Here is a 25,335-nt window from a genome sequence, read left to right as displayed (position 1 = left end):
GTCAACGGTGGGGCGATCGCGATGGGGCATCCGTTGGGGATGTCCGGGGCGCGGATCGCGTTGCACCTGGCGTTGGAGCTGAAGCGTCGCGGTGGTGGGGTCGGGGCGGCCGCGTTGTGTGGTGGTGGCGGTCAGGGTGACGCCCTGATCGTGCGCGTGCCCAAGGCGTAGTTCCCGGCTTCCACAAGGCTGCGGAGGGCACACGACGTGCGCTCCGGATGAGGACCTTCGGCGTGACGAGTCTCACGGCTCCGACCGCCGGAGGTCCTCCGCCGTTCCGGGCTGTCGAAGGCCCGTGGCGGACCAGCACGTGGCTATATCCTGAAGAGCACGCCTCGGGAGGTGGCGTCACGGAGGGAACGTGCGCCGGTCGAGCCGTCGGGACCGGCACGCGGGAACTGCGAGTCGGCGGAGTGAGTAGCACGTTCCGATGAGTGACGCGGATCCGGTCGACACACAGAGGTTCCCGGCCGACCCGGCAGGGGAGCTGGCCGGCGCCGGTTTCGATGATGTCGAGGTGATCGGACGCGGCGGGTTCGGGGCGGTCTACCGCTGCACCCAGACGGATCTGGATCGCACGGTGGCGGTCAAGGTGCTCACCGTCGATCTCGACGAGGAGAACCGGGCGCGGTTCTTCCGGGAGCAACAGGCGATGGGCCGGCTGACCGGGCATCCGAACATCGTCCACATCCTGCAGGTCGGCACCACCGGCAGCGGCCGCCCCTATCTCGTGATGCCGTACCACCGGCACGGGTCCCTGGAAGCGCGGATCCGCCTCGGGGGTCCGCTGCGGTTGGATCAGGCCCTGCGGCTCGGGGTGAAGATGGCCGGTGCGATCGAGTCGGCGCACCGCCTCGGGATCGTGCACCGCGACGTCAAACCCGCGAACATTCTGCTCACCGACTACGACGAACCCCAGCTGGCCGACTTCGGTATCGCGCAGGTCGCCGGCGGTTTCCGCACCGCCACCGGCACCGTGACCGGGTCGCCGGCCTATACCGCGCCGGAGGTGCTGGCCGGGGATCCGCCCGGCCCGGCGGCCGACGTCTACGGTCTCGGCGCCACCGTGTTCAGTGCGCTGACCGGCCACGCCGCGTTCGAACGGCTCAGCGGCGAACAGGTGGTCGCGCAGTTCCTGCGGATCACCTCGCAACCGGTACCCGACCTGCGGGAGCACGGGATCCCCGAGGACGTGTCCGCCCTGATTGCGCGGGCGATGGCCCGGACCCCGGACCAGCGTCCGGCCACGGCCGCCGAGTTCGGCGAGGAGCTGCGGCTGCTGCAGCGCCACCACGGTTTCCCGGTCGACGAGATGGCCCTGCCCACCGAGAGCGAGGGCGGGGTCGGAGGACCCGGGTCACTCGGGGATGCCGAGCGAGTACCGCCGGGCCGTGGGTTCGCGGTGTCCGTTCCGGCGGGCGCGACCGGTGATCTGCCGCTGGATCTGACCAGTTTCGTCGGCCGCCGGGACGAGCTCACCGCGGCGAAGAACCTGCTGACCGGTTCGCGGCTGGTGACGTTGACCGGGATCGGCGGGGTGGGCAAGACGCGGCTGGCCGTGCGGGTGGCGTCGGCGGTGCAGCGCGACTACGCCGACGGGGTGCGGCTGGTCGAGCTCGGTGAGCTGAACGACGGGGCGGCGGTGGTGGACGCGGTGGCCGCGGCGGTGGGGCTGCGGGATCAGTCGGGCAGGCAGAGGTGGGAGGTGCTGGTCGAGTTCCTGATCCCGCGGCAGGTGCTGGTGGTGCTCGACAACTGCGAGCACGTGGTCGACGCGGTCGCCGATCTGGTGGAGTTGCTGCTGCGACGGTGTCCGGGAGTGCGGGTTCTCGCCACCAGCCGTGAGCCGTTGGGGCTCGGCGGGGAGGCGGTGCTGGCTATTCCTCCGCTGGCGGTGCCGGACCCGGAGCAGGGGCCGTCCTCGGTACGGGCGCTGTCCCGCTTCGATGCGGTGAAGTTGTTCGTCGACCGGGCTGCAGCCGCCGTGCCGGGTTTTTCGCTCACCGAGGAGAACGCGGCGACGGTTGCACGGATCTGTCACCGGCTCGACGGGTTACCGCTGCCGATCGAGCTGGCCGCGGCCCGATTGCGGGCGCTGTCGCCCGAGCAGATCCTCGAGCGATTGACCGACCGCTACGTCCTGCTGACCCGCGGCAGCCGGGGTGTGCCGACGCGGCAGCAGACCCTGCGGTGGTGCATCGACTGGAGTTTCGAGTTGTGCACCCCAACCGAACAACTGGTGTGGGGCCGGATGTCGGTGTTCGCGGGCAGTTTCGACCTCGACGCGGCCGAGCAGGTGTGCGGCGAGGGTCTGGCGGCGGGGGAGGTCCTCGACACGCTGACCTCCCTGGTGGACAAGTCGATCCTGATCCGGGAGGAAACCGGGTCGGTGGTGCGATTCCGGATGCTCGAGACGCTGCGGGACTACGGCGCCGAGAAGCTCGAGCAGTCCGGTGAGGCCGTGGCCGTGCGTCGCCGGCACCGGGACCGGTTCGAGGCGATGGCGCTGGAGGCGGAAGCCGACTGGATCAGCGCCCGTCAGCTCGACTGGATCGCCCGCCTGAAACAGGAACAACCGAACCTGCGCGAGGCCCTCGAATTCAGTCTCGAGGACGATCCTGCCGCGGGGCTGCGGATCGCCGCCGCGCTGTTCAGGTTCTGGACCTCCCAGGGCCTCTACAGCGAGGCGTGGCGCTGGTACGACCGGCTGCTGGCTCGTTACAGCGGCCCACTCACCTTCGAATGGGTCAAGGCGATCTACACGGCGAGCGTGGTGGTGGGCTTCCTGGGGGACTTCCCCGTCGGGGCAGCGCTCGTCGAGCAAGGACGCATGCTCGCCGCGCAGACCACCGACCCCCTGATCCGCGCGTACGTGTCCTTCGCCGAAGGCACGCTCGGTCTCCTCAGCGGTGATCTCGAACATGTGTGTTCCCAGTTCGAATCCGCCCGTGCAGGGTTCAGCGCATGCGGAGAACGGGCGTCCGAGATCTCCGCCCTGGTCGCACTCGCGACGGCCTACGGGCTGTCCGGACTGACCGAGCAGGCGATCGAATGCCACGAGCGGGCCCTCGAGATCACCGGAATGCACGGGGAGAAGATCTACAGAACGTATTCGCTGTTCGCCTTCGGAGTTGTTCTGTGGCAGCAGGGTGACGCAGATCGAGCGGTCCCGATCCTCGAAGAATCACTGCAGATTTCCCGGCAGGTCCGCAATCCCCACAACGTGGCAGCCTGCCTCGAGGCGCTGGCCTGGATCAGCTTCGACCGACGCGATGCGCGTCGGGCCGCCGTTCTCATGGGCGCCGCGGACGGGTTGGCGCAGGAGGTCGGCATCTCTCCGATCATTCACTCGACACTGGTTGTCCACCACGACGAATGTGCCCGCAGGACCCGGGAGACACTCGGCGACAGGGCCTTCGAGGCCGCCCATCGGGAAGGGGAGCAACTCGGGTTCGACGCGGCCATCGCCTACGCCCTCCACGAGCGACCACCGGCCGCCTCCCCGTCGAGAACCGATGCGCCGGCGCGATTGACCAAGAGGGAACGCCAGGTCGCGGACCTCATCGGGGAAGGCCTGACGAATCAGGCCATCGCCCGTCGCCTGGTGATCTCCCCGCGCACCGCACAGGGTCACGTGGAGCACATCCTGGCCAAACTCGGATTCACCTCCCGGGCACAGGTCGCGGCCTGGGTTGCGGAGCAGTCGCACGACTAGGCACCGGGAACCTGCAGATACAGGTATGTCTCCAGGTATTTCGGCCGTCGCTTCCGCGCGGCGGTGACGGCATCGTGTGACTCGCCTCACCGTTTCGATCGAAGGCCGACCCGATGCAGCACCGACACCTCTCGCCGATCACCCCAGCCGCCGATCACCCTGCGGCGATGCCCTGGACAACTGTTCGACTCGACGCCGGGACGGGGGTGTGTGGCGTGCTCGGACAAGGATCTCCCTTGGTCTTCGTTCCGGGTGGGGGATCGACACCTTTGACGTACCGTCACGCCCTCGAACGGCTTGCCCGCCGTTTCCGTGTCTACGCCCCGCTGATACCGGGCTTCGCTGGAGTGGCGGGCCGTCCACTCGATCGACGGACGTTGCGGGACTGCTCTGCCTGGCTCGGTCGGTTCCTGGGCGCCGCCGATCTCGGTCCCGTGACTCTCGTCGGGCACTCGTTCGGGGGAGCGATCGCCATCCAGACCGCCGACGCGGATCCGGATCGCGTTGCACGCCTCGTCCTGGTGAACTCGGTGGGCGGAGGGCCGTGGCCGGAGATCAGGAGTGCCGGGTCCCAGGTCGGTGACAGGAAGTCCCTGCCGCTCCGGATGCGTGCCACGACCGTCCTGCCACGTCACACGGCCACCATCTGCAACAGCGTCCGAGATCCCCGGCCGATCCGGCCCAGCGCTCCGCTCACTTCGGGCGGGTACCTGGTACCCGAGCTGAACCGGATCGCCGCACGACCCCTGCCGGTGTCACTGGTGTGGAGCCGCGGCGACCGCTTGATCACGCGTGCACGTCTCGAAGCGCTCCGGGATTCCCTGGGCAGACCACCGGTCTTCACGGTCGCGGGAGGCCACGACTGGCCGATCACCGCACCGGACTATTTCGGTAACGCGATGCGGACCGTCCTCGACTGGCTGCCGCCCAGGGGCGAGCAATGAGTACCGGTCTCGCCGCTCGCCGGGCCTGAGACCACGCGTCCCGGGCGACCTGTCATCCGACACGCGGGCGCTGCGCTGCCCGCACTGCCTCGCGGTCACGAATCGAAGGAGTCACCCGGACGCCCCGCGTCGAACTGTCCGTCCGGGACCGCATGCCGGATGAACAGGCCGATTTCGGTGATCGCGCGCCTGGACTCGGGCAGGAGATCTGCCGCCGACTGGAACCCGTGCAGTTGCTGCTCCCAGATCTGCAGGTCGCATTCGCTGCCGGCCTCGGCCAGCCGCTCTGCCATCACTTCGGCATCCGGCAGCAACAGTTCGTCCGAACCCACCTGGATCAGCGTGCGGGGCATGCCGCGAAGATCGTGATCCACCGGGCACATCCGGGCCTGCGCGCCCGGGTCCGTGGCTTTCCGTGCCTCGATGTTCCGGGCCAGCCTGAAGAGTTCCGCCGCGGCGCTGACCGGCAGGAGCGCGCATCGATCCGCGTTGGGGTGAGCCAGCTTGCGACCCGGATCCAACTCCGTGAGCGGCGACAGTGCCACGACCGCGGCCGGCGCGGGGAGACCCTCGTCGCGGAGGCGCAGCGGCACCATGAACGACAGGTAGCCTCCCGCGGAGTCGCCTGCGATCACGATCTGCTCGGGACGCCAGCCCGCGGCCAGCAGCGCGCGGTAACCGTCGACGCTGTCGTCGATCGCGTCGTCGATCGAGTGGGCTGGCAGCATGCGGTAGTCGACCATCAGCACGGGCGCCTGCGCCTCGGCGGAAATTCGCGAGACGAGCCGCCGGTGGGTGCGGACTCCGCAGCACAGGAAAGCGCCGCCGTGCAAGTAGAGGACGACGCGGTCGGAACCGACGTCGGGGGCTTCGACCCAGAGTCCCTCGCAGTTCGGGAGCTGCGCGGGCCGGCATCGGGTGCCGTCGATCGGCGGCAACAGATTTCCCACCGAGTCGATCAAGTCGGCAGGCCACGGCAGTGCGGACGCGCGCGCCCACAGTGACAGCACGGGGCGCAGGGTCATCCGGACCGATCGGGACAGGAGTCGCGCCTGCACGCTGGTACCCGGGAAATGCCGCCGATGCACGAGTGTCGGCCGGTGATGGACTGCTGGCCCCTCCTGCGCGCCACCGCCGCCCACATCGTGGGGCTCCAGGGGCCGGCCGGTCGTCGCGATCGTCGTCATCGGTGCAAGTCCCTTCCGTGCGGTCATGCGAGGGCCGGTCCGGAGTGCGTCGGCGAGCGGTGTCGGAGCAGTGGAGAACCCGGAATTCGCGATGGGTGGCAGCTCATTGGCAGGACATATGGTCGCGTGGGGCGAAAGGTCCCGCACCGGTCGAATGACCCGCGTGAGGTACCTGTTTCTCGCCCACGGGGGATGCGCCGGCCGGTGCAGCGTCCTCTACAGGTGCAGTGGCCTTTACACCCGTCACCGTCCCCGGCGCACCGCGGCGGGACGGTGACGTCTCTCACGGCAACGACGGGTCGTCGTAGGACTCGGGCACAATGGCGACCATGACGAACCTCCTCGACCTGTCCACCCCCGCGAAGCGATTCCGGCTCGTAGCGATCTGGGAAGCGATCACCTGGCTGGCCCTGCTGATCGCGATGTTCTTCAAGTGGGTGCTCGGACACGAGGAGGCCATCCGCATTCCGGGCATGGTGCACGGGGTCGCCGGATTCATGCTGTTCGTCGTCGTCGCGCTCGCAACCGCGTGGTCGCTCAAGTGGGACCTGAAGACGACCTTCCTCGCGCTGGTCTCGAGTGTCCCGCCGTTCGGCACCGTCGTCTTCGAGCGCTGGGCGGTGCGCACAGGCCGCCTCGGCGAGCTTTCCGATTCCGCGGCGCGCGAAACCGAACCCGCACTGTCCTGACCGGGCGGCGAGCTACCCCCGAAACGTGACAGACTGGACGGCGTGACTCGACCCGGTTCCCGTCCAGCACGTTCCGCCGCGGCAGCAGCGGCGATCTCCGGCGCGGTGGATCTCGCACCGCTGAAGGAAAGGGCGTCCGCGCCCCCACCCCCGCCCCCGTCCGGCGACGGCGCCGCCCCCGGTGGGCTCGCGCCCGTCATCGACGTCACCGAGGCCACGTTCGAGGCCGAGGTGCTGCAGCGTTCCATGCAGGTCCCGGTCATCGTGGATCTGTGGGCGACCTGGTGCCAGCCGTGCAAGCAGCTGTCCCCGGTCCTCGAGAAGCTCGCGCACGAGGGCGGCGGCACCTGGGTGCTCGCGAAGGTGGACGTCGACGCCAACCCGCGCATCGCCCAGGCGTTCGGCGTCCAATCGGTGCCGACGGTCGTCGCGATCGCCGCCGGCCAGCCGCTCGCCGACTTCCAGGGGGTGCAGCCCGAGTCGGCGCTGCGTGAATGGATCGGCGCGATCCAGAACGCGGTTGCCGGGAAGCTGTCGGGTCCGCCGACGGGCGAACCGCAGGAGACCCCGCCCGACCCGCGGTTCGTCGCGGCGGAGCAGGCGCTCGACGCCGGCGACCTGGCCGGTGCCGAAGCCGCCTACAACCTGATCCTCAACTCCGAGCCCAACAACACCGAGGCGCTCGCCGCGGTGCGCCAGGTGCGGTTCCTCGCGCGCGCCCAGGAGGTGCCCGCCGACGCGATCGAGCGTGCCGACGCCGCGCCGGCCGACCTGGACGCCCAGCTCGCCGCCGCCGACGCCGAGCTGTTCGCGCAGGACCCGGAGAAGGCCTTCGCCCGGCTGATCGCATTCGTCGCCCGCAGCGCCGGGGACGAGAAGACGGCCGCGCGCACCCGGCTGCTGGAGCTGTTCGAGCTCTTCGATCCCGCCGAGCCGTTCGTCGTCGCCGCGCGACGGAAGCTGGCGTCCGCGCTGTACTGAACACCGGCACTCAGGCGAACGGCCTGGCTACGGCACTGCCGTGGCCAGGCCGTTCGCCTGTTGTCACTGCCGTCAGTGGTAGCGGCCGGTGCAGCCCGCCTCACCCCGGAGCACACCGGTGCGGAAGGCGTCGACGCGCGCGAAGCCGCTGGGAATGGTGTTGCCGTTGACGTCGCTCGCGGCGAGACCGTCGCTGAGCAGACCGGACACGGCCTCGTCGAGATCCCCGGGTGACAACCACACCAGGTCCTCGTCCGGGTTGTTCGTCAGGTCGGTGTTCGTCGGGCTCAGCGCAGCGCTGATCGCGCCGGCCAGGCACGCCGTCCGCAGCGCGGTCTGCGGGTCGGTCAACGATGCCCCGGCCTCCCGCTGCACTGCGAGCGCGTATCGCGAGGCGAGCAGCACATAGGCGTTGTAGTCGCCGCGGACGTCCGCCTCGAACGGACCCGACCCGGATTCGGGAGCAGCCCCGCGTTCGGCGAGCTCCTCCAGATCGACGCCGATCGTGTTCGTCGCCGGGCAGTAGGACACCGGTGCGGTCGCCTTCGCGTCGGGGCAGCCGAGATCGGAACCGGACAGATCCAGCTCGGGCGGCGACGACAAATCGAACACGTGGTCGAACGAGCGCAGAATCTGCTGGACGGAGTCGGCGGTGACGGGAAGCTCCCCGTCGTCGCTGCTGTCGAAGAACTGCGGAAGATCGGCGCGGCGGGACTCGATCTCGGCGGCGTCGATGCGGGTGCAGGAGCGGGCGCCGTCGGAGAACCCGATCTGCATGGCGGTGACGCGCTCGAACGCCGAACCGTGAACGGCATCGGGATCGTTGGGATCGATGTCGCGGAACAGCACCATCGACGCGAGCACCGAGTTGAGCCCGTCCGAGGTGTTGAGCTGGAAGTGCTCCGCGTTGCCCTCGGCGACGTGGCGGATGAACGCGCCGGCGAAACAGTCCGCCTGCTGCTCGAACACGATGCCCGGGTCGTCGTCGGAGACGATGCCGGACTTGTACTGGATGGCGTGCCCGTACTCGTGGGCCAGCACCATCACCACCGACATCGGACCGAACGTGTCGATCAGTTCGGGCAGCAGGAACTCCCGGTCCCAGCCGATCACGTCGTCGCCGGCGCAGTACGCGGCATTGATGAAGTCGAAGGTGGATTCGCCACAGAAATCGGGTCCGCGGCGTTCGGACGGATCCCAGGACAGCAGCGTCGAGACGGGTTCGAACGACCCCTTCGCGATCGACCCGAAGGTGGGTTCCCAGTACGCCTCGATGTCGGTGATCGCGTTGCCCACCAGGGCGTCGACCTCGCCGCCGTCGCCGTTCACGATGGTGACCTCCGCGTCCGGAACCCCACCTCGGGGACCGGACGGGCCGGACGACACGGGCAGACCGGCGACGGTGAAGGGGTTGTCGTAGATCGAGACGGCAGTGCCCTCGACCTTGCCCGCACACCCCGCCAGCAGGGCAGTCGCCAGCGCTCCGAGCGCCAACCGCGCAGCCCAGCCCGTCCTTGTCACGATCGCTCCTGTCGTCGGAGGACCGCGGTCACCGGTGCAGTGCCAGCCAGATCGCACCGTGGGCGGGCAGGGTCACCCGAGCCGATGCCGGGCGCCCGTGCCAGGAGTGCGCCGTCGCCGTCACGGCACCGAGATTTCCGGTCCCGTTGCCGCAGTAGGCGGTCGCATCCGTGTTGAGGATTTCCACCCACCGACCCGTTTCGGGTAATCCGACACGATAGTCGGCGTGAGTGCTCCCGGAAAAGTTGTACAGGCACGCGACGATCGAGCCGTCGCTGCCGTACCGGAGGAAACTGAGCACGTTGTTCACCGCGTCGTTCGCGTCGATCCACGAGTACCCGCCGGGGGAGGTGTCCAGCGTCCACAGCGCGGGATGGTCGCGATAGGTGCGGTTGAGGTCGCCGACCAGTTGCCGGATCCCGCCGTGCAGGGCACCGGTGTGTTCGTCGTCGAGCTGCCACCAGTCCAGGCCCCGTTCCTCCGACCACTCCGCGACCTGTCCGAATTCCTGTCCCATGAACAGCAACTGCTTGCCTGGGTGCGCCCACATGTACGCCAGCAGGGTGCGCAGTCCCGCTGCCTTCGTGAAGTCGTCGCCGGGTAGCCGGGTCCACAGCGTGCCCTTGCCGTGTACGACCTCGTCGTGGCTGATCGGCAGCATGAAGTTCTCGCTCCACGCGTACATCAGCGAGAAGGTGATCTCGTGATGGTGGTAGGTGCGGTGCACGGGATCGCGGGAGACGAAGCCGAGCGTGTCGTGCATCCAGCCCATGTTCCACTTCATGTCGAACCCGAGCCCGCCCACGTTGGTCGGGCGCGTCACCCCGGGCCACGCCGTGGACTCCTCGGCGATGGTGACCACACCCGGATGCAGCTTGTGCACGGTGCCGTTGAGTTCCTGCAGGAATGCCACCGCCTCCAGATTCTCGCGACCGCCGTGGATGTTCGGGGTCCAGCCGCCGTGCGGCCGCGAGTAGTCCAGATACAGCATCGACGCGACCGCGTCGACCCGCAGGCCGTCGATGTGGAACTCCTCGACCCAGTAGAGGGCATTGGCCACCAGGAAGTTGCGGACCTCGCGCCGGCCGTAGTCGAACACGTAGGTGCCCCAGTCGAGCTGCTCGCCGCGCGTGGGATCGGGATGCTCGTACAGCGGGCTCCCGTCGAACCGGGCGAGCGCCCAGTCGTCCTTCGGGAAATGGGCGGGAACCCAGTCCATGATCACGCCGATCCCGGCCCGGTGCAGCCGGTCGACGAACTCGCGGAACTCGTCCGGCGTGCCGAACCGGGAGGTCGGGGCGTAGTACGACGTGACCTGGTAACCCCAGGAGCCACCGAAGGGATGCTCGGCGACGGGCAGCAGCTCGACGTGGGTGAACCCGGTCTCGGTCACGTACTCGGCGAGCTGGTCGGCCAGTTCGAGGTAGCCCAGGCCCGGCCGCCAGGATCCGAGATGCACCTCGTAGACGCTCATCGGTTCCTGCCACGGCTGGGAGCCTGCCCGCGCTTCGAGCCACTCGTCGTCTTGCCAGGTGTGCCGCGACGTCGTCACCACCGACGCGGTCGCGGGCGGGACCTCGGCCGCGTAGGCCATCGGATCCGCCTTCTCGCGCACCGAGCCGTCGCGACCGTGCACCCGGAACTTGTACAGAGCGCCGGGGTGGACGTCGGGGACGAACAGTTCCCACACGCCGCTCGACCCGAGCACCCGCATCGGTGCGGTCCGTCCGCCCCACATGTCGAAGTCGCCGGTCACCGTCACCCCGCGCGCCGCGGGCGCCCACACCGCGAACGACGTGCCGGTGACCGTGCCGTCCGGGGTGTCGTACGAGCGGGGGTGCGCGCCGAGGATCTCCCACAGCCGTTCGTGGCGGCCCTCCGCGAACAGGTGCAGATCGAGTTCGCCGAGCGTCGGGAGGAACCGGTAACCGTCGGCGACGACGACGGTGTGGTCGAACGGATAGGTCACCACCAGCCGGTAGTCGGCCGGATCGTGCACCGGAACTAGCGCGCTGAACACGTCGGACCCGACCGGCTCGAGCGGGTGGTCGACGCCGCCGATGCGGACCGCGACCTTCTCCGCGCCGGGACGCAGCGTGCGGATCAAGGTGCCCTCCGCGTGCGGGTGCGCCCCGAGAATCGAATGCGGGTCGTGATGTTCACCGGCGGCGAGGCGCGCCAGATCATCGGGTGCCGGCGCGTGCCGGCGGGTCGAGACGGCGGGGGAGTCCGCTCGGTTCGGGGTGGAACCTTTCTCCGGGGTCACGGCTACCTCCTGTAGGCGAGGGTGGTGCGCGCAGGCACCCCGATCGGGGGCAACACGAGAATGTGGGCGACGGCCCGCCACGGCTCGAGTCGAACGAAATTCGCCTGGCCCCAGTGGTATTCCTCCCCGCTGACCTCGTCGTGGACGGTGAGGTGTTCGTGCCAGTCCCGTCCGATCGCCGGCATGTCCAGCCACAGAGTGCCCTGTTCGGCGGCGTACGGATCGAGGTTGACGACGGTGAGCACCGCGTCTCCCGTCGTCGGATCGAACTTCGAGTAGGCGATCAGCGCGTCGTTGTCGATGTGGTGGAAATGAATGTTGCGCAGCTGCTGCAGCGCCGGATGCGCTCGGCGGATCCGGTTCAGCGCCGCGATCCACGGTTCCAGCGATTCACCGCGGCGGCGTGCCTCCTCGAACCGTCGGGGCCGCAGCTGGTACTTCTCCGAATCCAGGTACTCCTCGCTGCCCGGTCGCAGCGCGACGTGCTCGTACAGCTCGTACCCGGAGTACATCCCCCACGTCGGGGCGAGGGTCGCGGCCAGAGCCGCGCGCAGCGCGAACATGCCGGGGCCGCCGCGCTGCAGCGTCTCGTGCAGGATGTCCGGGGTGTTCACGAACAGGTTCGGCCGGGCCTCGTCCGCCTTCGCGGCCAGTTCCTGCCCGAACTCGGTGAGTTCCCACTTGGTTTCCCGCCACGTGAAGTACGTGTAGGACTGGGTGAATCCGCGGCGGGCCAGCCCGTACATGCGGGCGGGCCGGGTGAATGCCTCGGACAGGAACAGTACGTCGGGATCGGTGCGCTTGACCTCGGCGATCAGCCATTCCCAGAAGTCCGGGGGCTTGGTGTGCGGGTTGTCGACCCGGAAGATCTTCACCCCGCGGTCGACCCAGTGCCGCACCACGCGCAGCACCTCCGCATAGATGCCGTCGCGGTCGTTGTCGAAGTTGACCGGATAGATATCCTGGTACTTCTTCGGCGGGTTCTCCGCGTAGGCGATGGTGCCGTCCGGCAGCACCGTGAACCACTCGGGATGCTCCGCCGCCCACGGATGGTCGGGCGCGCACTGCAAAGCCAGGTCCAATGCCACTTCGAGGCCGAGTTCGGCTGCGCGGGAGACGAAGTCGCGGAAGTCCCGATCGGTGCCCAGTTCCGGGTGGATCGCGTCGTGGCCACCCTCGTCGGATCCGATGGCCCACGGCGAACCCACGTCCCCGGGGCCGGCGACGAGGCTGTTGTTCGGTCCCTTGCGGTTGATCTTGCCGATCGGATGGATCGGAGGCAGATACACCACGTCGAAGCCCATCGCCGCGATCCGCGGCAGATCCGCGGCGGCGGTCGCGAACGTGCCGTGCCGCGGGGTGCCGTCCTCGTTCCAGCCGCCCGTCGACCGCGGGAAGAACTCGTACCAGGAGCCGAACAGGGCGCGTCGGCGGTCCGCGAGCGCGGTGTACGCCCGCCCGCGGGTGACCAGCTCGCGCAGCGGATGCGCGCGCAGGATCTCGGTGATGTCGGCGGCGAAGGCCGGCGCCACCCGTTCCGCGAGCGCCCGCGGCGACCGGAGCGCCGCGGCGACGGCGAGCAGCGTGGGCCGGTTGCCGCGCGGCACCGTCTTCGCGGCCTTCTCGAACAACGCGGCGCCGATCTCGAGGTCGTTCGCGAGGTCCTCGGCGCCCTGACCGGCGGAGATCTTCGCATCCACCGCGTGCCGCCAGGTCGTCACCGGATCGCTCCACGCCTCCACGCGGTAGTTCCACGTACCCGGGCTGGTCGGGGTGAACGTCGCGTGGAAGGTGTCGGGCATCGTCCCGGGCACCATCGGGATGCGGACGAGCCTGCCCTCGGTCTCCGGATCGGTCCCCGGTCCGCGCACGGCGAGTGTCGCGGCGACCGCGTCGTGCCCCTCCCGCCACACCACCGCGGACACCGGCACGACTTCGCCGACGACGGCCTTGACCGGATAGCGTCCACCCGCGATCTGGGGCTGGACGTCGTCGATGGCGAGACGACCTGTCACATGTACTCCGTTCCGTGTCGGGCCGGTGGGGAACCGGACGCGAACCGCGCGGTGGGTTCGCACTCAACCGTAATCGAGGTGCGGATTCAGGGCCGACCATGCGGCCGGTTTGCCTGTCCCGCGCGGGAATCCGCGGGGCGCTCACCGGCCCGCCCGGCGGCGGTTCGGCACCCGGACGGACGTCACAGCCCGTTGCCTCGCGAAACGCCGGAAACTCGGTAGTCTTCGCGGGGTGAAAGCCTTGCGTCGGTTCACCGTACGAGCCCACCTTCCTGAGCGGCTGGCCGCGCTCGAAAGACTGTCCGCCAACCTGCGGTGGTCCTGGCATCCGCCGACCCAGGACCTGTTCGCCACCGTCGACCCGGCCCTGTGGGAACTCGTGGGGCACGACCCGGTCCGGCTGCTCGGCGAGGTGCCGCCGTCGCGGCTCGACGAACTCGCCGCCGACCCCGACTTCGTGCAGCGGCTCGATGCCGCCGCCGCGGACCTCGACGAGTACCTGGCCCGGCCGCGCTGGTACCAGCAACAGCAGGCCCGCGGCAAGGACATGCCGACGGGGATCGCCTACTTCTCCATGGAATTCGGTGTCAGCGAGGTCCTGCCCAACTATTCCGGTGGCCTCGGCATTCTCGCCGGTGACCACCTCAAGGCGGCCTCCGACCTCGGGCTGCCGCTCGTCGGTATCGGACTGCTGTACCGCTCCGGCTACTTCCGGCAGTCCCTGACCGCCGACGGCTGGCAGAGCGAGCACTACCCGGCCTACGACCCGCAGGGTCTGCCGCTGCGGCTGCTCACCGAATCCGACGGCAGTCCCGCACTGGTCACCGTCACCGTGCCCGGGAACCGCGAGCTGGCCGCGCGCGTGTGGATCGCACAGATCGGGCGGGTGCCGCTGCTGCTGCTCGACTCCGACATCGCCGCCAACGACGAGGAACTGCGCGGTGTCACCGACCGCCTCTACGGCGGCGACCAGGACCACCGCATCAAGCAGGAGATCCTCGCCGGCATCGGCGGCGTGCGGGCCGTGCGCGCCTACACCCGCATCCACGGGCTGCCCGACCCCGAGGTCTTCCATATGAACGAGGGCCACGCCGGTTTCTCGGGCGCCGAGCGCATCCGCGAACTGGTCACCACCACGGGCCTCGACTTCGACGAAGCACTCTCGGCCGTGCGCGCCGGAACCGTCTTCACCACCCACACCCCGGTCCCCGCCGGCATCGACCGGTTCCCGATCGACCTGGTGCGGCACTACTTCTCCGGACCGAACGGGGAGAACGAGTCGTCGCTGCTGCCCGGCCTGACCGTCGACCGGATCCTCGCGCTCGGCCGTGAATCCGACCCGCACGTGTTCAACATGGCGCACCTGGGTCTGCGGCTCGGTCAGCGCAGCAACGGCGTCTCCGCGCTGCACGGCCGCGTCAGCCGCGGCATGTTCGACGGGCTGTGGCCCGGCTTCGACGCCGACGAGGTGCCGATCGGCTCGGTCACCAACGGTGTGCACGCCCCCACCTGGGCCGCCCGCGAATGGATCGCCCTGGCGAACCGGCTCGCCGGTCCCGACCGGGTCGAGGAGGCCCGCGGCTGGGAACTGCTGCAGACCGTTCCGTCGCAGGAACTGTGGGACACCCGCAACACGCTGCGCGGGCAGCTCGTCGCGGAGGTGCGGCGACGGCTGCGCGCGTCCTGGATCGAACGCGGCGCCACCGCCGCCGAACTCGGCTGGGTCGACGAAGTGTTCGACCCGAACGTGCTCACCGTGGGCTTCGCGCGGCGCGTGCCGACCTACAAGCGGCTCACGCTCATGCTGCGCGACGAGAACCGGCTGCGGTCGCTGCTCCTCGACGAGGACCGGCCCCTGCAACTCGTCGTCGCCGGCAAGAGCCATCCCGCCGACGACGGCGGCAAGGCGCTGATCCAGCAGGTCGTGCGGTTCGCGGACCGGCACGACGTGCGGCACCGCATCGTGTTCCTGCCCGACTACGACATGTCGATGGCCCGCTTCCTCTACTGGGGCTGCGACGTGTGGCTCAACAACCCGCTGCGTCCGCTCGAGGCGTGCGGCACCTCCGGGATGAAGTCCGCGCTCAACGGCGGCCTCAACCTGTCCATCCTCGACGGCTGGTGGGACGAGATGTACGACGGGGAGAACGGCTGGGCCATCCCGACCGCAGACGGGGTCGTCGACGAACACCGGCGCGACGACCTCGAGGCCAGCGCCCTGTACGAGCTGCTCGAACGGTCCGTGCTGCCGCGGTTCTACGACCGGGACACCGACGGGGTGCCGACCCGCTGGATCGCGATGGTGCGCCACACCCTCGAGAACCTCGGGCCGAAGGTGCTCGCGTCGCGAATGGTCCGCGACTACGCGGTGCAGTACTACGCCCCGGCCGCCGAGGCGGCCCGCGCGGTCGTCGCCGACGGGTTCACCGGCGCGAAGGCGCTGGCGGACTACCGGCACCGGATCGAGGCGGCGTGGCCGTCGGTGCGGGTCGCACAGGTCGACAGCGACGGGCTGCCCGACAGCGCCGAGATCGGCGCGCGGCTGTCGCTCACCGCGCACGTGCACCTCGGCGGGCTGAACCCCGCGGACGTGCTGGTGCAGGTGGTGATCGGCCGGGTGGGTGTCGACGACACCCTCAGCGACATCACGACCACGCCGATGCGGCACAGCGGCACCGACGGTGCCGGCGACGTCTTCGAGGCGGAGGTCGCGCTGCCGCTCGCCGGCGCCGTCGGATACACCGTGCGGGTGCTGCCGCAGCACGAACTGCTCGCCACGCCCGCCGAACTCGGGCTGGTCGTGCTGCCGTAGGCCGGGTGCGGCCCGGCACCGGCAGGCCGACCCGATGCGGTCAGTCCCGGAGCCGGGTCAGGGCCTTGCGCACGATCTCCGGGTCGGTGGTCTCCCAGAACGACGGCAGCGACGCCCGCAGGTAACCGCCGTAGCGGGCCGTCGCGAGCCGCGGATCGAGGACTGCGACGACCCCGCGGTCGCTGGTGCTGCGCAGCAGCCGGCCGACGCCCTGGGCGAGCAGCAGCGCCGCGTGGTTCCCGGCGACCGCGAGAAACCCGTTGCCGCCGCGGGATTCGACGGCGCGCTGCCGCGCCACGAGCAGCGGGTCGTCGGGCCGCGGAAACGGGATGCGGTCGATGATCACCAGCGACAGGGACGGCCCCGGCACGTCGACGCCCTGCCACAGCGACAGCGTGCCGAACAGCGATGTCGCCTCGTCGGCCGCGAACCGTTCGACGAGGGCACCGGTCGCGTCGTCGCCCTGGCACAGCACCGGGGTGGCGAGCCGCTCCCGCACCGCCTCGGTGGCGGCCTTCGCCGCGCGCATCGACGAGAACAACCCGAGCGTGCGGCCACCGGCCGCGGTGATCAGCTCGGTGATCTCGTCGAGGTAGGCGGGGGACAGGCCGTCGCGTCCCGGGGTCGGCAGGTGCTTGGCGATGTACATGATGCCGGCCTTGGCGTGGTCGAACGGCGACCCGACGTCCAGGGCGTTCCACTTCAGGTCGCCGTCGTCGGACGGGGGTTCGATGCCGGAGGCCGCGCCGGTGTCGCTGCGCGTCGGCGCCTGCGCGGGCAGTCCCCAGTTCACGGCCAGGCCGTCGAACGAGCCGCCGACCGTCAACGTCGCCGAGGTGAGCACGACCGTCGCCTCACCGAACAACCGGGACCGCAGCAGCCCGCCGACGGACAGCGGAGCCATCCGCACCGTGCGGCGCACCGCACCGCGGAACTCGTCGGCGGCCAGCCACACCACGTCGTGCCGTTTCGCCGGGTCCGGTTCGTCGAACGCGGTGAGCACGCGCACCGCGCCGTCGTGCACCTCGTCGACCTCGGCGACCGCCTGGGTGCGTGCCGCGGCGGCCTCGGCGTCCATGCCCGGCTTGGCCGGACCGACGGCCGTGCGCAGCGACCACGCGGCGTCCCGCACCGCCGCGAGCGCGGCGGCGGCCCCGTCCGGCAACACGTCCCACCGGCCGGGCGGAAGTTCCTCGAGCAGCATCTCCCAGTTCTCGGCGGCGCTCTCGAGCTTGTCGACGTCCTCGTCCTCGGCGAGCTTGGTGCAGCGGCGCGCGGCCGCGGAGATCGTGCCGCCGGACAGTTCCGCGGTCGCGACCCCGGTCACCCGGTCGACGAGTTCGTGTGCCTCGTCGATGATCACCGCATCGTGCTCGGGCAGGATCGCGATGCCGGTGATCGCGTCGATCGCGAGCAGCGCGTGGTTGGTGACGACGATGTCGACCTGGGAGGCCTCGGCGCGCGCGATCTCCGCGAAGCAGTCCTCGCCGACGGGACACCGTGCCTTGCCGAGGCATTCGCGGGCGGTGACGCTGACCTGCCGCCACGCCTGATCGGACACGCCCGGGGTCAGGTCGTCGCGGTCGCCGGTCTCGGTGCTCGACGACCATTCGGTGACGCGCCGCACCTCCCGGCCGATCCGGGAGAGCGCGAACGCGTCGAACAGTTGCTCGCCGACCGGCGGCTCCTCGGCCAGCCCGGTGTGGATCTTGTTGAGGCACAGGTAGTTTCCGCGACCCTTGAGGATCGCGAAGCGCGGGCGCCGCCCGAGCGACTCGTGCAGGGCGTCGGCCAGGCGCGGCAGGTCGCGGTCCACCAGTTGCCGCTGCAGCGCGATCGTCGCCGTCGAGACGATCACCGTGCGCCCGGTGCGCACGGCATAGCGGATGCTCGGCACCAGGTAGGCCAGCGACTTACCGGTACCGGTGCCGGCCTGCACGGCCAGGTGCTCCCCGGTGTCGAGGCAGTGCGCGACCGCCGACGCCATCGTCAGCTGGTTGCGCCGCTCCGTGCCCCCCAACGCGTGTACCGCGGTCCGGAGGAGTTCGGGGACGTCGGGGAGTTCGGGCACCGGGTCAGGGTATCGGTCCCCACCGTCAGGTTCGTGCGCCGACCTGACCGACCAGTTCAACGCCCGCCGCGCGCAGCCGCTCCAACGCCGCCTCGACCGTCACATCGGACACACCCGCGGTGTAGCGCAACAGGACGCGGGTGGTGAAACCGGCTTCGACGGCATCGAGTGCGGTCGCGCGCACACAGTGATCGGTGGCGATGCCCACCACGTCGACCGCGGTGACCCCGCTCTCGCGCAGCCAGTCGGCGAGCGACTCGCCGACCTCACCGGTGCCCTCGAACCCCGAATAGGCGGCCTCGAACGCACCCTTGGAGAACACAGCCTCGACCCGCGTGAGGTCCAGGTTCGGGTGGAACTCGGCGCCTGCCGTCCCGACCCGGCAGTGCGGCGGCCACGAATCGACGAAATCGGGTTCCTCGGAGAAATGGTCGCCCGGATCGACGTGATGGTCGCGGGTCGCAACCACGTGGGCGTAGAGGCCGGAGTTCTCGGCAACGTAGTTGCTGATGTCCGCCGCGACCGCGGCACCGCCCGCGACCGCGAGCGCACCGCCCTCGCAGAAGTCGTTCTGTACGTCGACGATGATCAGAGCGCGTGTCATCGTCCTCACCCCTGACCGACGAAACGGGTGGGAACTGCCGGGTCGCCCTCGGACAACATCAGGCCTTCCCACGGCAGGCTCACCAAGCCGGCCGCCAGGAACGCCCGGCTCTCTTCCAGGGTAGGAAGCCCTTCGACGAGTTCGCCACCGCGCACCAGCGGCACCATCAGCTCGCGCGCGGTGCCCTCACCGGTCGGTGCCGGCAGGTGCGCCGAGTAGATCACTTCCTCGGTGAGGGTGCCCGTCGGCCGCGCGAACCGCACCGCGCGCTTGGCGCCGCCCCGCGACTGCTTGTGCGCGCTGCGCTTCTCGACGGGGATGCCGTCGACCTCGACCAGCTTGTAGACCATGCCCGCGGTCGGGGCGCCGGAACCGGTCACCACCGACGTCCCGACGCCGTACACGTCGCACGGTTCGGCGCGCAGTCCCGCGATCGCGTACTCGTCGAGGTCACCGGACATGACGATCTTCGTGCCGGTCGCACCCAGCGAATCGAGCTGCTCGCGGACCTGCCGGGCCAGCACACCGAGATCACCGGAGTCGATGCGGACCCCGCCGAGCTGCGGACCGGCGACCTCGACCGCGGTGCGCACCGCCGCCGTGATGTCGTAGGTGTCGACGAGCAGCGTGGTGTCGACGCCGAGCGATTCGATCTGGCTGCGGAACGCGGACTCCTCGTTGCGGCCGGCCGTCGTCGTGTGCAACAGCGTGAACGCGTGCGCCGCGGTGCCCGCGGCCGGAATCCCGTAGCGCCGTGCCGCTTCCAGGTTCGACGTCGAGTCGAACCCGGCCAGGTAGGCGGCGCGTGCCGCGGCGACCGCGGACTCCTCGTGGGTGCGGCGCGAGCCCATCTCGATCATGGTGCGCCCGTCCGCGGCGCTGACCATGCGGGCCGCAGCCGACGCGATCGCGCTGTCGTGATTGAGGATCGACAGGGCCAGGGTTTCGAGGAGCACGCACTCGGCGAACGAGCCGCGCACCGACAGGATCGGCGAGCCGGGGAAGTAGAAGTCACCCTCCGCGTAACCGTCGATGTCTCCGGAGAAGCGGTAGGCGCGCAGCCACTCGACCGTCGACGGCGACAGGAACCGGGAGACGACGTCGAGCTCGGCGTCACCGAACCGGAAGGAGGCGAGGGCGTCGAGCAGACGGGCCGTCCCGGCGACGACACCGTACCGACGGCCCGCGGGCAGTCGCCGCGCGAACACCTCGAACGCGCACGGCCGATGCCCGGTACCGTCCGCGAGCGCGGCCTCGAGCATCGTCAGCTCGTACATGTCGGTGAACAGCGCGGTGCTCACGGGGCCAGTGGTGTTGGAGTCGATACGGTCTGCAGCCACCCGATCACCTTAGATTGCGGATGCCGAGGCGGGTTTTTCACCGCGCGGGAACGCCGTACCCTGGAAACATGGCGCCGTGTTCCACGACAAAACCGTTCGACGTCCCGGTGATGGCGGCAGGTCAGGCGATGCCGGCGGAAGCCGAGATCGTCGAGGAAATCGAGGCGGTGGATCGGCCCTGGGTCACCGTGGTCTGGGACGATCCGGTCAACCTGATGCACTACGTCACGTTCATCTTCCAGAAGCTCTTCGGGTACAGCAAGGCCAAGGCCACCGAGCTCATGCTCAAAGTGCACAACGAGGGCAAAGCGGTCGTCTCCAGTGGGTCGCGTGACAAGATGGAGCACGATGTCCAGCGCCTGCATGCGGCGGGCCTGTGGGCCACCATGCAGCGCGACGAATGAGCACCGACAGGAGGAGCCGGGCGACGTGCGTCAGTGGAGCAGGAAGAACTCGCTCAGCGGAGTGAAACTGCGGTCCGAGATGGACGCGCACGAAGCGTCGGTCCTGCGATCCCTGGTCGCCTCGGTGCTCGGCATGCTCGAGGAACGCGCCGCCGAGACCCCGCAGGACGACCTCGCCGTGATCACCGGGTTGCGCACCGGTAATTCCACTCCGCCCGACGTGCCCGCCCTCGCGCGGCTGCTGCCGGATTTCCACCGGGCCGACGCCGACAGCACCAGGCATCCCGACGACGAAGCCGCCGACCTCAACGGTGCCCTGCGCAGCCTCCACGAACCGGACATCATCGACGCGAAACTCGCCGCCGGCGCGGTGATCCTGCGGACCGTCCCGGAAACCGGCGGCAAGGTCGTGCTCAACCCCGAGCAGGCCGAAGCCTGGCTGTACGGGCTCAACGACGTGCGCCTCGCGCTCGGCACCACCCTCGGCATCGACGCCGACACCCCCGACGCCCTCGACGAGGACGATCCCCGCGCGCCGCACCTCGACGTCTATCACTGGCTGACCTGGATGCAGGACTCGCTGGTGCAGGCGTTGCTGCCGTGAGCCCGACGCTGTCACCGGGCCCCACCGATTCCCTCGCCGACATCGCGGGCCTGCGCGTCGGACACCACCACCTCCTCGACGACACCGTCACCGTGGCCGCGCCCGGCGTGCCCGGTTCCGGCGCCGCCACCGGGTGCACCGTCGTCCTCGCCGACCGGGCCGCGGTCGGGGCCGTGGATGTCCGCGGCGGCGGACCCGGCACCCGCGAAACCGACCTCCTCGACCCCAGCCACTCCGTGCAACGCGTCGACGCGGTGCTGCTCACGGGAGGCAGCGCCTACGGCCTCGCCGCCGCGGACGGGGTGATGCGGTGGCTCGAGGAACACGGTCGCGGCATCGTGATGGGCCTCGACGGCGAGACACCGCTCGTGGTGCCGATCGTCCCGGGAGCCGTCATCTTCGACCTGCCGGTGGGGGACTGGTCGACCCGGCCCACCGCGGACAGCGGATACGCCGCGACCGCGGCCGCGCACGCAGCGACGAGCGTCCCGCGCGGCTGCGTCGGCGCCGGCGTCGGTGCACGCGCGGGAAGCCTCAAAGGCGGGGTCGGGACCGCGAGCGTCCGCATCGGCGACGGCGCCGCGGCCGGGGCGACCGTCGCGGCCCTGGTCGTCGCGAACCCCGTCGGGTCCGTCGTCGACCCCGAGACCGGCCTGCCCTGGGGACTGGGACCCGGCCGGGCGGCAGCGCTCGGACTGACCGCACCGACCGCCGCAGACCTCGAGACCGGCCGCCTGCTCGGGGCCAAGGGCACCGTCCTGAACACCACGATCGGGGTCGTCGCGACCGACGCGACGCTGAGCACGGCCGCGTGCCGCCGCGTCGCGGTCGCCGGGCACGACGGCCTGGCCCGCGCGATCCGTCCGGCCCACTCACCACTGGACGGGGACACCCTGTTCGCCTTGTCCACCGGCACCGCCGATCTTCCCGCGCCCGGACTGCTGCCCGACGCGTTCGCGTCGGAGCTGCCGGTGCTCGCCGCGGTGTGCGAGGCCGCGGCCGAGGTGGTGCAACAGGCGATCGTCGACGCGCTGCTCAGCGCGACCGGGCTCGCCGGCATCCCCTCCTATCGCGACGTGTACGGCACCGCGTTCGACGCGCGGTGACCGTCGCATCGCGGCGCGCGGCCGCCGCGCACAGCACAATGGACCCATGACCGAACCGACCGGAACCGGCGCCGTGACCCGGCCGATGTGGCAACGTGCCGCCCTGTGGATCGGTGGCTTCGTCGGACTGCTCTACGGGATCGAAGGCGTCGACTCCGTCACCTCCGCGGACCTGGACGCGGCCGGGATCGCACCGCGCTCCATCGACGGCCTGTCGGGAGTGCTGTTCGCGCCGCTGCTGCACGACGGCTGGGCGCACCTGTCGGCGAACACCGTGCCGCTGCTCGTCCTCGGATTCCTCGTGCTGCTGTCGGGGATCGCCCGGGGCCTCGCCGCGACCGCGATCATCTGGATCGTCGGGGGAGTGGGAACCTGGCTGTTCGCCGGTCCCGGCTACATCCACATCGGTGCGTCGATACTGGTGTTCGGCTGGCTGACCTACCTGATCGTCCGCGGCTGGTTCACTCGGCACACCGGACAGATCGTCATCGGTGTCGTCGTGCTGCTCGTCTACGGCAGCATGCTGTGGGGAGTGCTGCCCAGCGACCCCCACGTGTCCTGGCAGGGTCATCTGTTCGGGGCGATCGGCGGTGTCCTCGCCGCGTGGGTCCTCTCCGCCGACGCCCGCCGGGCCCGCCGGGCAGCGATCCCGCCCGGCACGCTGCCGCGCTGAGGAGCGGCGGACCCTCCGGATCGGAGACGTAGACGATCCGTTCACCTCCCCGACCTCCACGTCACATTGTTCGTGTAACTGTGAGTTGCCGGGTCGTAATCGGGCTCTGCTTCAACGAGGACGTGCGACGTGGCAGCATGACCTCTATGCGCATGACCGTTCTGGGCTGCTCGGGCAGTGTCGCCGGGCCCGATTCTCCGGCGTCGGGCTACCTGCTTACCGCCCCGGACACCCCGCCGCTCGTGATCGACTTCGGTCCCGGCGTCCTCGGCGCACTCCAGCGGCATGCCGATCCCGGCGAGGTCTCCATCCTGCTCTCGCACCTGCACGCCGACCACTGTCTCGACATCCCCGGTCTGCTCGTGTGGCGTCGCTATTCCCCGAACCGACCCGAAGGCCGCGTCTCGCTGTACGGGCCCGGCGACGCCGCACACCGGCTGGGCGTCGCCTCCGCCGAATGCGCCGGCGAGGTCGACGACGTGTCGGACACCCTCGACGTCCACGCCCTCACCGACGGCGGCGACTTCCGCTTCGGGGCACTGTCCGTTTGCTCCCGTCGCGTCAACCATCCGCCCGAGGCATACGGGTTCCGCATCACCAGCGACTCCGGCCGCACCTTCGTGTACACCGGCGACACCGGCATGTGCGACGAGGTCGTCGACCTCGCGCGCAGCGCCGACGTGCTGCTCGCCGAGGCGTCGTGGACCCACGACCCCGCGGCACGACCGGAGAACATGCACCTGTCCGGCACCGAAGCGGGCCAGGTCGCCGCGCGGGCCGGGGTCGGGGAGCTGCTGCTCACCCACATTCCGCCGTGGACGTCGCGCGAGGACGTCATCGCCGAAGCGAAAGCGGAGTACTCGGGCCCGGTGCACGCCGTCTCCGCCGGGGACGTCTACCGCATCTGACCGATCGCCTACGCTCGTCGGGTGACCACACGAGAAGACGGCAGGGCGGACGATCAGCTCCGCGACATCCGGATCACCCGAGGATTCACCAATCACCCCGCGGGCTCGGTGCTCGTCGAATTCGGGCAGACCCGCGTCATGTGCACGGCCAGCGTCGAGGAAGGCGTGCCGCGCTGGCGCAAGGGATCGGGCCTGGGCTGGCTCACCGCGGAATACGCGATGCTGCCGGCTGCCACCCACACCCGCAGCGGTCGCGAATCGGTGAAGGGCAAGATCGGCGGACGCACCCAGGAGATCAGCCGACTCGTCGGCCGCTCGTTGCGCGCCTGCATCGACCTGGCGGCGATCGGGGAGAACACCATCGCGCTCGACTGCGATGTCCTGCAGGCCGACGGCGGCACCCGCACCGCCGCGATCACCGGTGCCTACGTCGCGCTGTGCGACGCGGTGACCTGGCTGCGCGCCGCGGGCCGCCTCACCGATCCGCAGCCCATCTCGTGCCAGATCGCGGCGGTCAGCGTCGGCGTCGTCGACGGCCGTATCCGCCTCGACCTGCCGTACGAGGAGGACTCGCGCGCGGAGGTCGACATGAACGTCATCGCCACCGACACCGGCACCCTCGTCGAGATCCAGGGCACCGGTGAAGGCGCGACCTTCGCGCGCTCGACGCTCGACGGGCTGCTCGACTCGGCGCTCGCCGGCATCGAGGAACTGTGCCGCATCCAGCGTGAGGTGCTCGCGCAGCCGTACCCGGGGGTGCTTCCCGAGCCGGAGATCGTCGAACCCGTGAAGAAGAAGTTCGGGGCCTGACATGACGGTGAAGGTGCTCGTCGCGAGCCGGAACGCGAAGAAACTGCGGGAACTGCAGCGCGTCCTGGATCGCGCCGGGATCGACGGTATCGAGCTGGTCGGTCTCGACGAGGTTCCGCCCTTCCCGGAGGCCCCGGAGACCGGCGCGACCTTCGAGGAGAACGCCGCGGCGAAGGCCCGCGACGGTGCGCTCGCCACCGGCCTGCCGTGCGTCGCCGACGACTCCGGGCTCGAGGTCGACGCCCTCAACGGCATGCCGGGTGTGCTGTCGGCGCGCTGGTCCGGCGCGCACGGCAACGACGAGGCGAACACCGCGCTCGTGCTCGCCCAGCTCGCGGACGTTCCCGACGAACGGCGCGGCGCCGCGTTCGTGTCGGCGTGCGCGCTGGCGGTTCCCGCCGGGAACGACGCGGCGGTCACCGTGGTGCGCGGCGAATGGCGCGGCTCGATCGAACGCGCGCCGCGCGGCACCAACGGCTTCGGATACGACCCGGTGTTCCGGCCGGAAGGTGAGGAACGCACCTCCGCCGAACTCAGCGCGGAGGAGAAGGACGCGGCGTCGCATCGCGGGCGCGCCCTCGCGCTGCTGGTGCCGGCGCTCGAGGCATTGACCAGGGGCTGAGCCCGGGACCGAACGTGGCCGCTCCCTGCCCGAATGTGCGGGCGGGGAGCGGCTTCCGGTTCG

The 25,335-nt window shown here is 70.3% G+C and carries 19 protein-coding genes and 1 pseudogene; 13 read left to right on the top strand and 7 right to left on the bottom strand.

Features of this window, described 5'->3' with window-relative positions; genetic code table 11:
- From ACWDTS_RS14715 to ACWDTS_RS14705, 3 genes and pseudogenes are all read left to right on the top strand, one after another.
- Nucleotides 1–171: pseudogene (locus tag ACWDTS_RS14715) on the top strand (acetyl-CoA C-acyltransferase); the annotation flags it as partial.
- 259 nt (nt 172–430) lie between these two features.
- Nucleotides 431–3,715, top strand: a complete 3,285-nt coding sequence (locus ACWDTS_RS14710) for a protein kinase domain-containing protein (protein WP_450118475.1) — start codon at nt 431–433, stop codon at nt 3,713–3,715.
- A gap of 113 nt (nt 3,716–3,828) precedes the next feature.
- Entirely contained in the window at nt 3,829–4,659 is an 831-nt protein-coding gene (locus tag ACWDTS_RS14705) for an alpha/beta fold hydrolase (RefSeq protein ID WP_450118474.1), read from the top strand.
- Nucleotides 4,660–4,754: 95 nt separating this feature from the next.
- On the opposite strand, the gene ACWDTS_RS14700 is transcribed toward ACWDTS_RS14705, so the two are convergent.
- Nucleotides 4,755–5,684: an alpha/beta hydrolase gene (locus tag ACWDTS_RS14700; RefSeq protein ID WP_231611303.1), complete on the bottom strand. Its 930-nt coding sequence runs from the start codon at nt 5,682–5,684 to the stop codon at nt 4,755–4,757.
- A 491-nt stretch (nt 5,685–6,175) separates the two neighbouring features.
- Here ACWDTS_RS14700 and ACWDTS_RS14695 point away from each other — a divergent pair, with 491 nt between their 5' ends.
- Together ACWDTS_RS14695 and ACWDTS_RS14690 are read left to right on the top strand one after the other, a co-directional pair.
- Entirely contained in the window at nt 6,176–6,535 is a 360-nt protein-coding gene (locus ACWDTS_RS14695; RefSeq protein WP_420752989.1) for a DUF3817 domain-containing protein, read from the top strand.
- A gap of 93 nt (nt 6,536–6,628) precedes the next feature.
- Nucleotides 6,629–7,516 carry a tetratricopeptide repeat protein gene (locus ACWDTS_RS14690; RefSeq protein WP_450110007.1) on the top strand — a complete coding sequence of 296 codons (888 nt, stop codon included), beginning with the start codon at nt 6,629–6,631 and terminating at the stop codon, nt 7,514–7,516.
- 72 nt (nt 7,517–7,588) lie between these two features.
- Here ACWDTS_RS14690 and ACWDTS_RS14685 read toward each other — a convergent pair whose 3' ends face one another.
- The 3 genes from ACWDTS_RS14685 to ACWDTS_RS14675 form a co-directional block, all read right to left on the bottom strand.
- Nucleotides 7,589–9,037, bottom strand: a complete 1,449-nt coding sequence (locus tag ACWDTS_RS14685; protein ID WP_450118473.1) for a metallopeptidase — start codon at nt 9,035–9,037, stop codon at nt 7,589–7,591.
- Nucleotides 9,038–9,065: 28 nt separating this feature from the next.
- A complete protein-coding gene (gene glgB, locus ACWDTS_RS14680; RefSeq protein ID WP_450118479.1) occupies nt 9,066–11,219 on the bottom strand; it encodes a 1,4-alpha-glucan branching protein GlgB in 2,154 nt (717 codons plus the stop codon).
- 86 nt (nt 11,220–11,305) lie between these two features.
- Nucleotides 11,306–13,318, bottom strand: a complete 2,013-nt coding sequence (locus ACWDTS_RS14675) for an alpha-1,4-glucan--maltose-1-phosphate maltosyltransferase (protein WP_248673994.1) — start codon at nt 13,316–13,318, stop codon at nt 11,306–11,308.
- Nucleotides 13,319–13,550: 232 nt separating this feature from the next.
- Between ACWDTS_RS14675 and glgP the strand changes: the two genes are divergently transcribed.
- Nucleotides 13,551–16,130, top strand: a complete 2,580-nt coding sequence (gene glgP, locus ACWDTS_RS14670; protein ID WP_450118472.1) for an alpha-glucan family phosphorylase — start codon at nt 13,551–13,553, stop codon at nt 16,128–16,130.
- A gap of 40 nt (nt 16,131–16,170) precedes the next feature.
- Here glgP and ACWDTS_RS14665 read toward each other — a convergent pair whose 3' ends face one another.
- Genes ACWDTS_RS14665 through ACWDTS_RS14655 form a run of 3 tightly spaced genes read right to left on the bottom strand, consistent with a single transcriptional unit; the run spans nt 16,171 to nt 20,145 of the window.
- On the bottom strand, nt 16,171–18,201 hold the full coding sequence (locus ACWDTS_RS14665; protein ID WP_450118471.1) for an ATP-dependent DNA helicase: 2,031 nt from the start codon (nt 18,199–18,201) through the stop codon (nt 16,171–16,173).
- 25 nt (nt 18,202–18,226) lie between these two features.
- The gene (locus ACWDTS_RS14660) at nt 18,227–18,805 is read right to left on the bottom strand and encodes an isochorismatase family protein (RefSeq protein WP_450109956.1); all 579 of its coding nucleotides are present in this window, start codon (nt 18,803–18,805) and stop codon (nt 18,227–18,229) included.
- Between the two features lie 5 nt (nt 18,806–18,810).
- Nucleotides 18,811–20,145 carry a nicotinate phosphoribosyltransferase gene (locus tag ACWDTS_RS14655; protein ID WP_307846540.1) on the bottom strand — a complete coding sequence of 445 codons (1,335 nt, stop codon included), beginning with the start codon at nt 20,143–20,145 and terminating at the stop codon, nt 18,811–18,813.
- Between the two features lie 68 nt (nt 20,146–20,213).
- Here ACWDTS_RS14655 and clpS point away from each other — a divergent pair, with 68 nt between their 5' ends.
- The 7 genes from clpS to rdgB all read left to right on the top strand — a co-directional run bounded on the left by clpS (nt 20,214) and on the right by rdgB (nt 25,272).
- Nucleotides 20,214–20,549, top strand: coding sequence for an ATP-dependent Clp protease adapter ClpS (gene clpS / locus ACWDTS_RS14650; RefSeq protein WP_197256209.1), 336 nt, complete (start codon nt 20,214–20,216; stop codon nt 20,547–20,549).
- 25 nt (nt 20,550–20,574) lie between these two features.
- Nucleotides 20,575–21,153: an oxidative stress transcriptional regulator AosR gene (aosR, locus tag ACWDTS_RS14645; protein WP_450109957.1), complete on the top strand. Its 579-nt coding sequence runs from the start codon at nt 20,575–20,577 to the stop codon at nt 21,151–21,153.
- Nucleotides 21,150–22,259, top strand: coding sequence for a P1 family peptidase (locus tag ACWDTS_RS14640; protein ID WP_450109958.1), 1,110 nt, complete (start codon nt 21,150–21,152; stop codon nt 22,257–22,259). The genes aosR and ACWDTS_RS14640 overlap by 4 nt, the downstream gene beginning before the upstream one ends.
- 46 nt (nt 22,260–22,305) lie before the next feature.
- On the top strand, nt 22,306–22,932 hold the full coding sequence (locus ACWDTS_RS14635; protein WP_197256203.1) for a rhomboid family intramembrane serine protease: 627 nt from the start codon (nt 22,306–22,308) through the stop codon (nt 22,930–22,932).
- A gap of 146 nt (nt 22,933–23,078) precedes the next feature.
- Entirely contained in the window at nt 23,079–23,840 is a 762-nt protein-coding gene (locus ACWDTS_RS14630; protein ID WP_197256201.1) for a cyclic nucleotide-degrading phosphodiesterase, read from the top strand.
- A gap of 21 nt (nt 23,841–23,861) precedes the next feature.
- Entirely contained in the window at nt 23,862–24,650 is a 789-nt protein-coding gene (gene rph, locus ACWDTS_RS14625) for a ribonuclease PH (protein ID WP_197256199.1), read from the top strand.
- Between the two features lies 1 nt (nt 24,651).
- On the top strand, nt 24,652–25,272 hold the full coding sequence (gene rdgB, locus ACWDTS_RS14620; RefSeq protein WP_248673991.1) for an RdgB/HAM1 family non-canonical purine NTP pyrophosphatase: 621 nt from the start codon (nt 24,652–24,654) through the stop codon (nt 25,270–25,272).
- Nucleotides 25,273–25,335: the final 63 nt, after the last annotated feature.

It is taken from the genome of Rhodococcus sp. NPDC003383 (assembly GCF_053589115.1).
The sequence above is the reverse complement of the archived record's forward strand: the minus strand, read 5'-3'. Positions and strand labels throughout refer to the sequence as shown.

Bases quoted from the DNA above. Each gene is read 5' to 3' on its own strand.
- ACWDTS_RS14710 (WP_450118475.1), top strand. From the start codon at position 431: ATGAGTGACGCGGATCCGGTCGACACACAGAGGTTCCCGGCCGACCCG.
- ACWDTS_RS14705 (WP_450118474.1), top strand. From the start codon at position 3,829: ATGCAGCACCGACACCTCTCGCCGATCACCCCAGCCGCCGATCACCCT.
- ACWDTS_RS14700 (WP_231611303.1), bottom strand. From the start codon at position 5,684: ATGACCCTGCGCCCCGTGCTGTCACTGTGGGCGCGCGCGTCCGCACTG.
- ACWDTS_RS14695 (WP_420752989.1), top strand. From the start codon at position 6,176: ATGACGAACCTCCTCGACCTGTCCACCCCCGCGAAGCGATTCCGGCTC.
- ACWDTS_RS14660 (WP_450109956.1), bottom strand. From the start codon at position 18,805: ATGACACGCGCTCTGATCATCGTCGACGTACAGAACGACTTCTGCGAG.
- clpS (WP_197256209.1), top strand. From the start codon at position 20,214: ATGGCGCCGTGTTCCACGACAAAACCGTTCGACGTCCCGGTGATGGCG.
- ACWDTS_RS14635 (WP_197256203.1), top strand. From the start codon at position 22,306: ATGACCGAACCGACCGGAACCGGCGCCGTGACCCGGCCGATGTGGCAA.
- ACWDTS_RS14630 (WP_197256201.1), top strand. From the start codon at position 23,079: ATGCGCATGACCGTTCTGGGCTGCTCGGGCAGTGTCGCCGGGCCCGAT.
- rdgB (WP_248673991.1), top strand. From the start codon at position 24,652: ATGACGGTGAAGGTGCTCGTCGCGAGCCGGAACGCGAAGAAACTGCGG.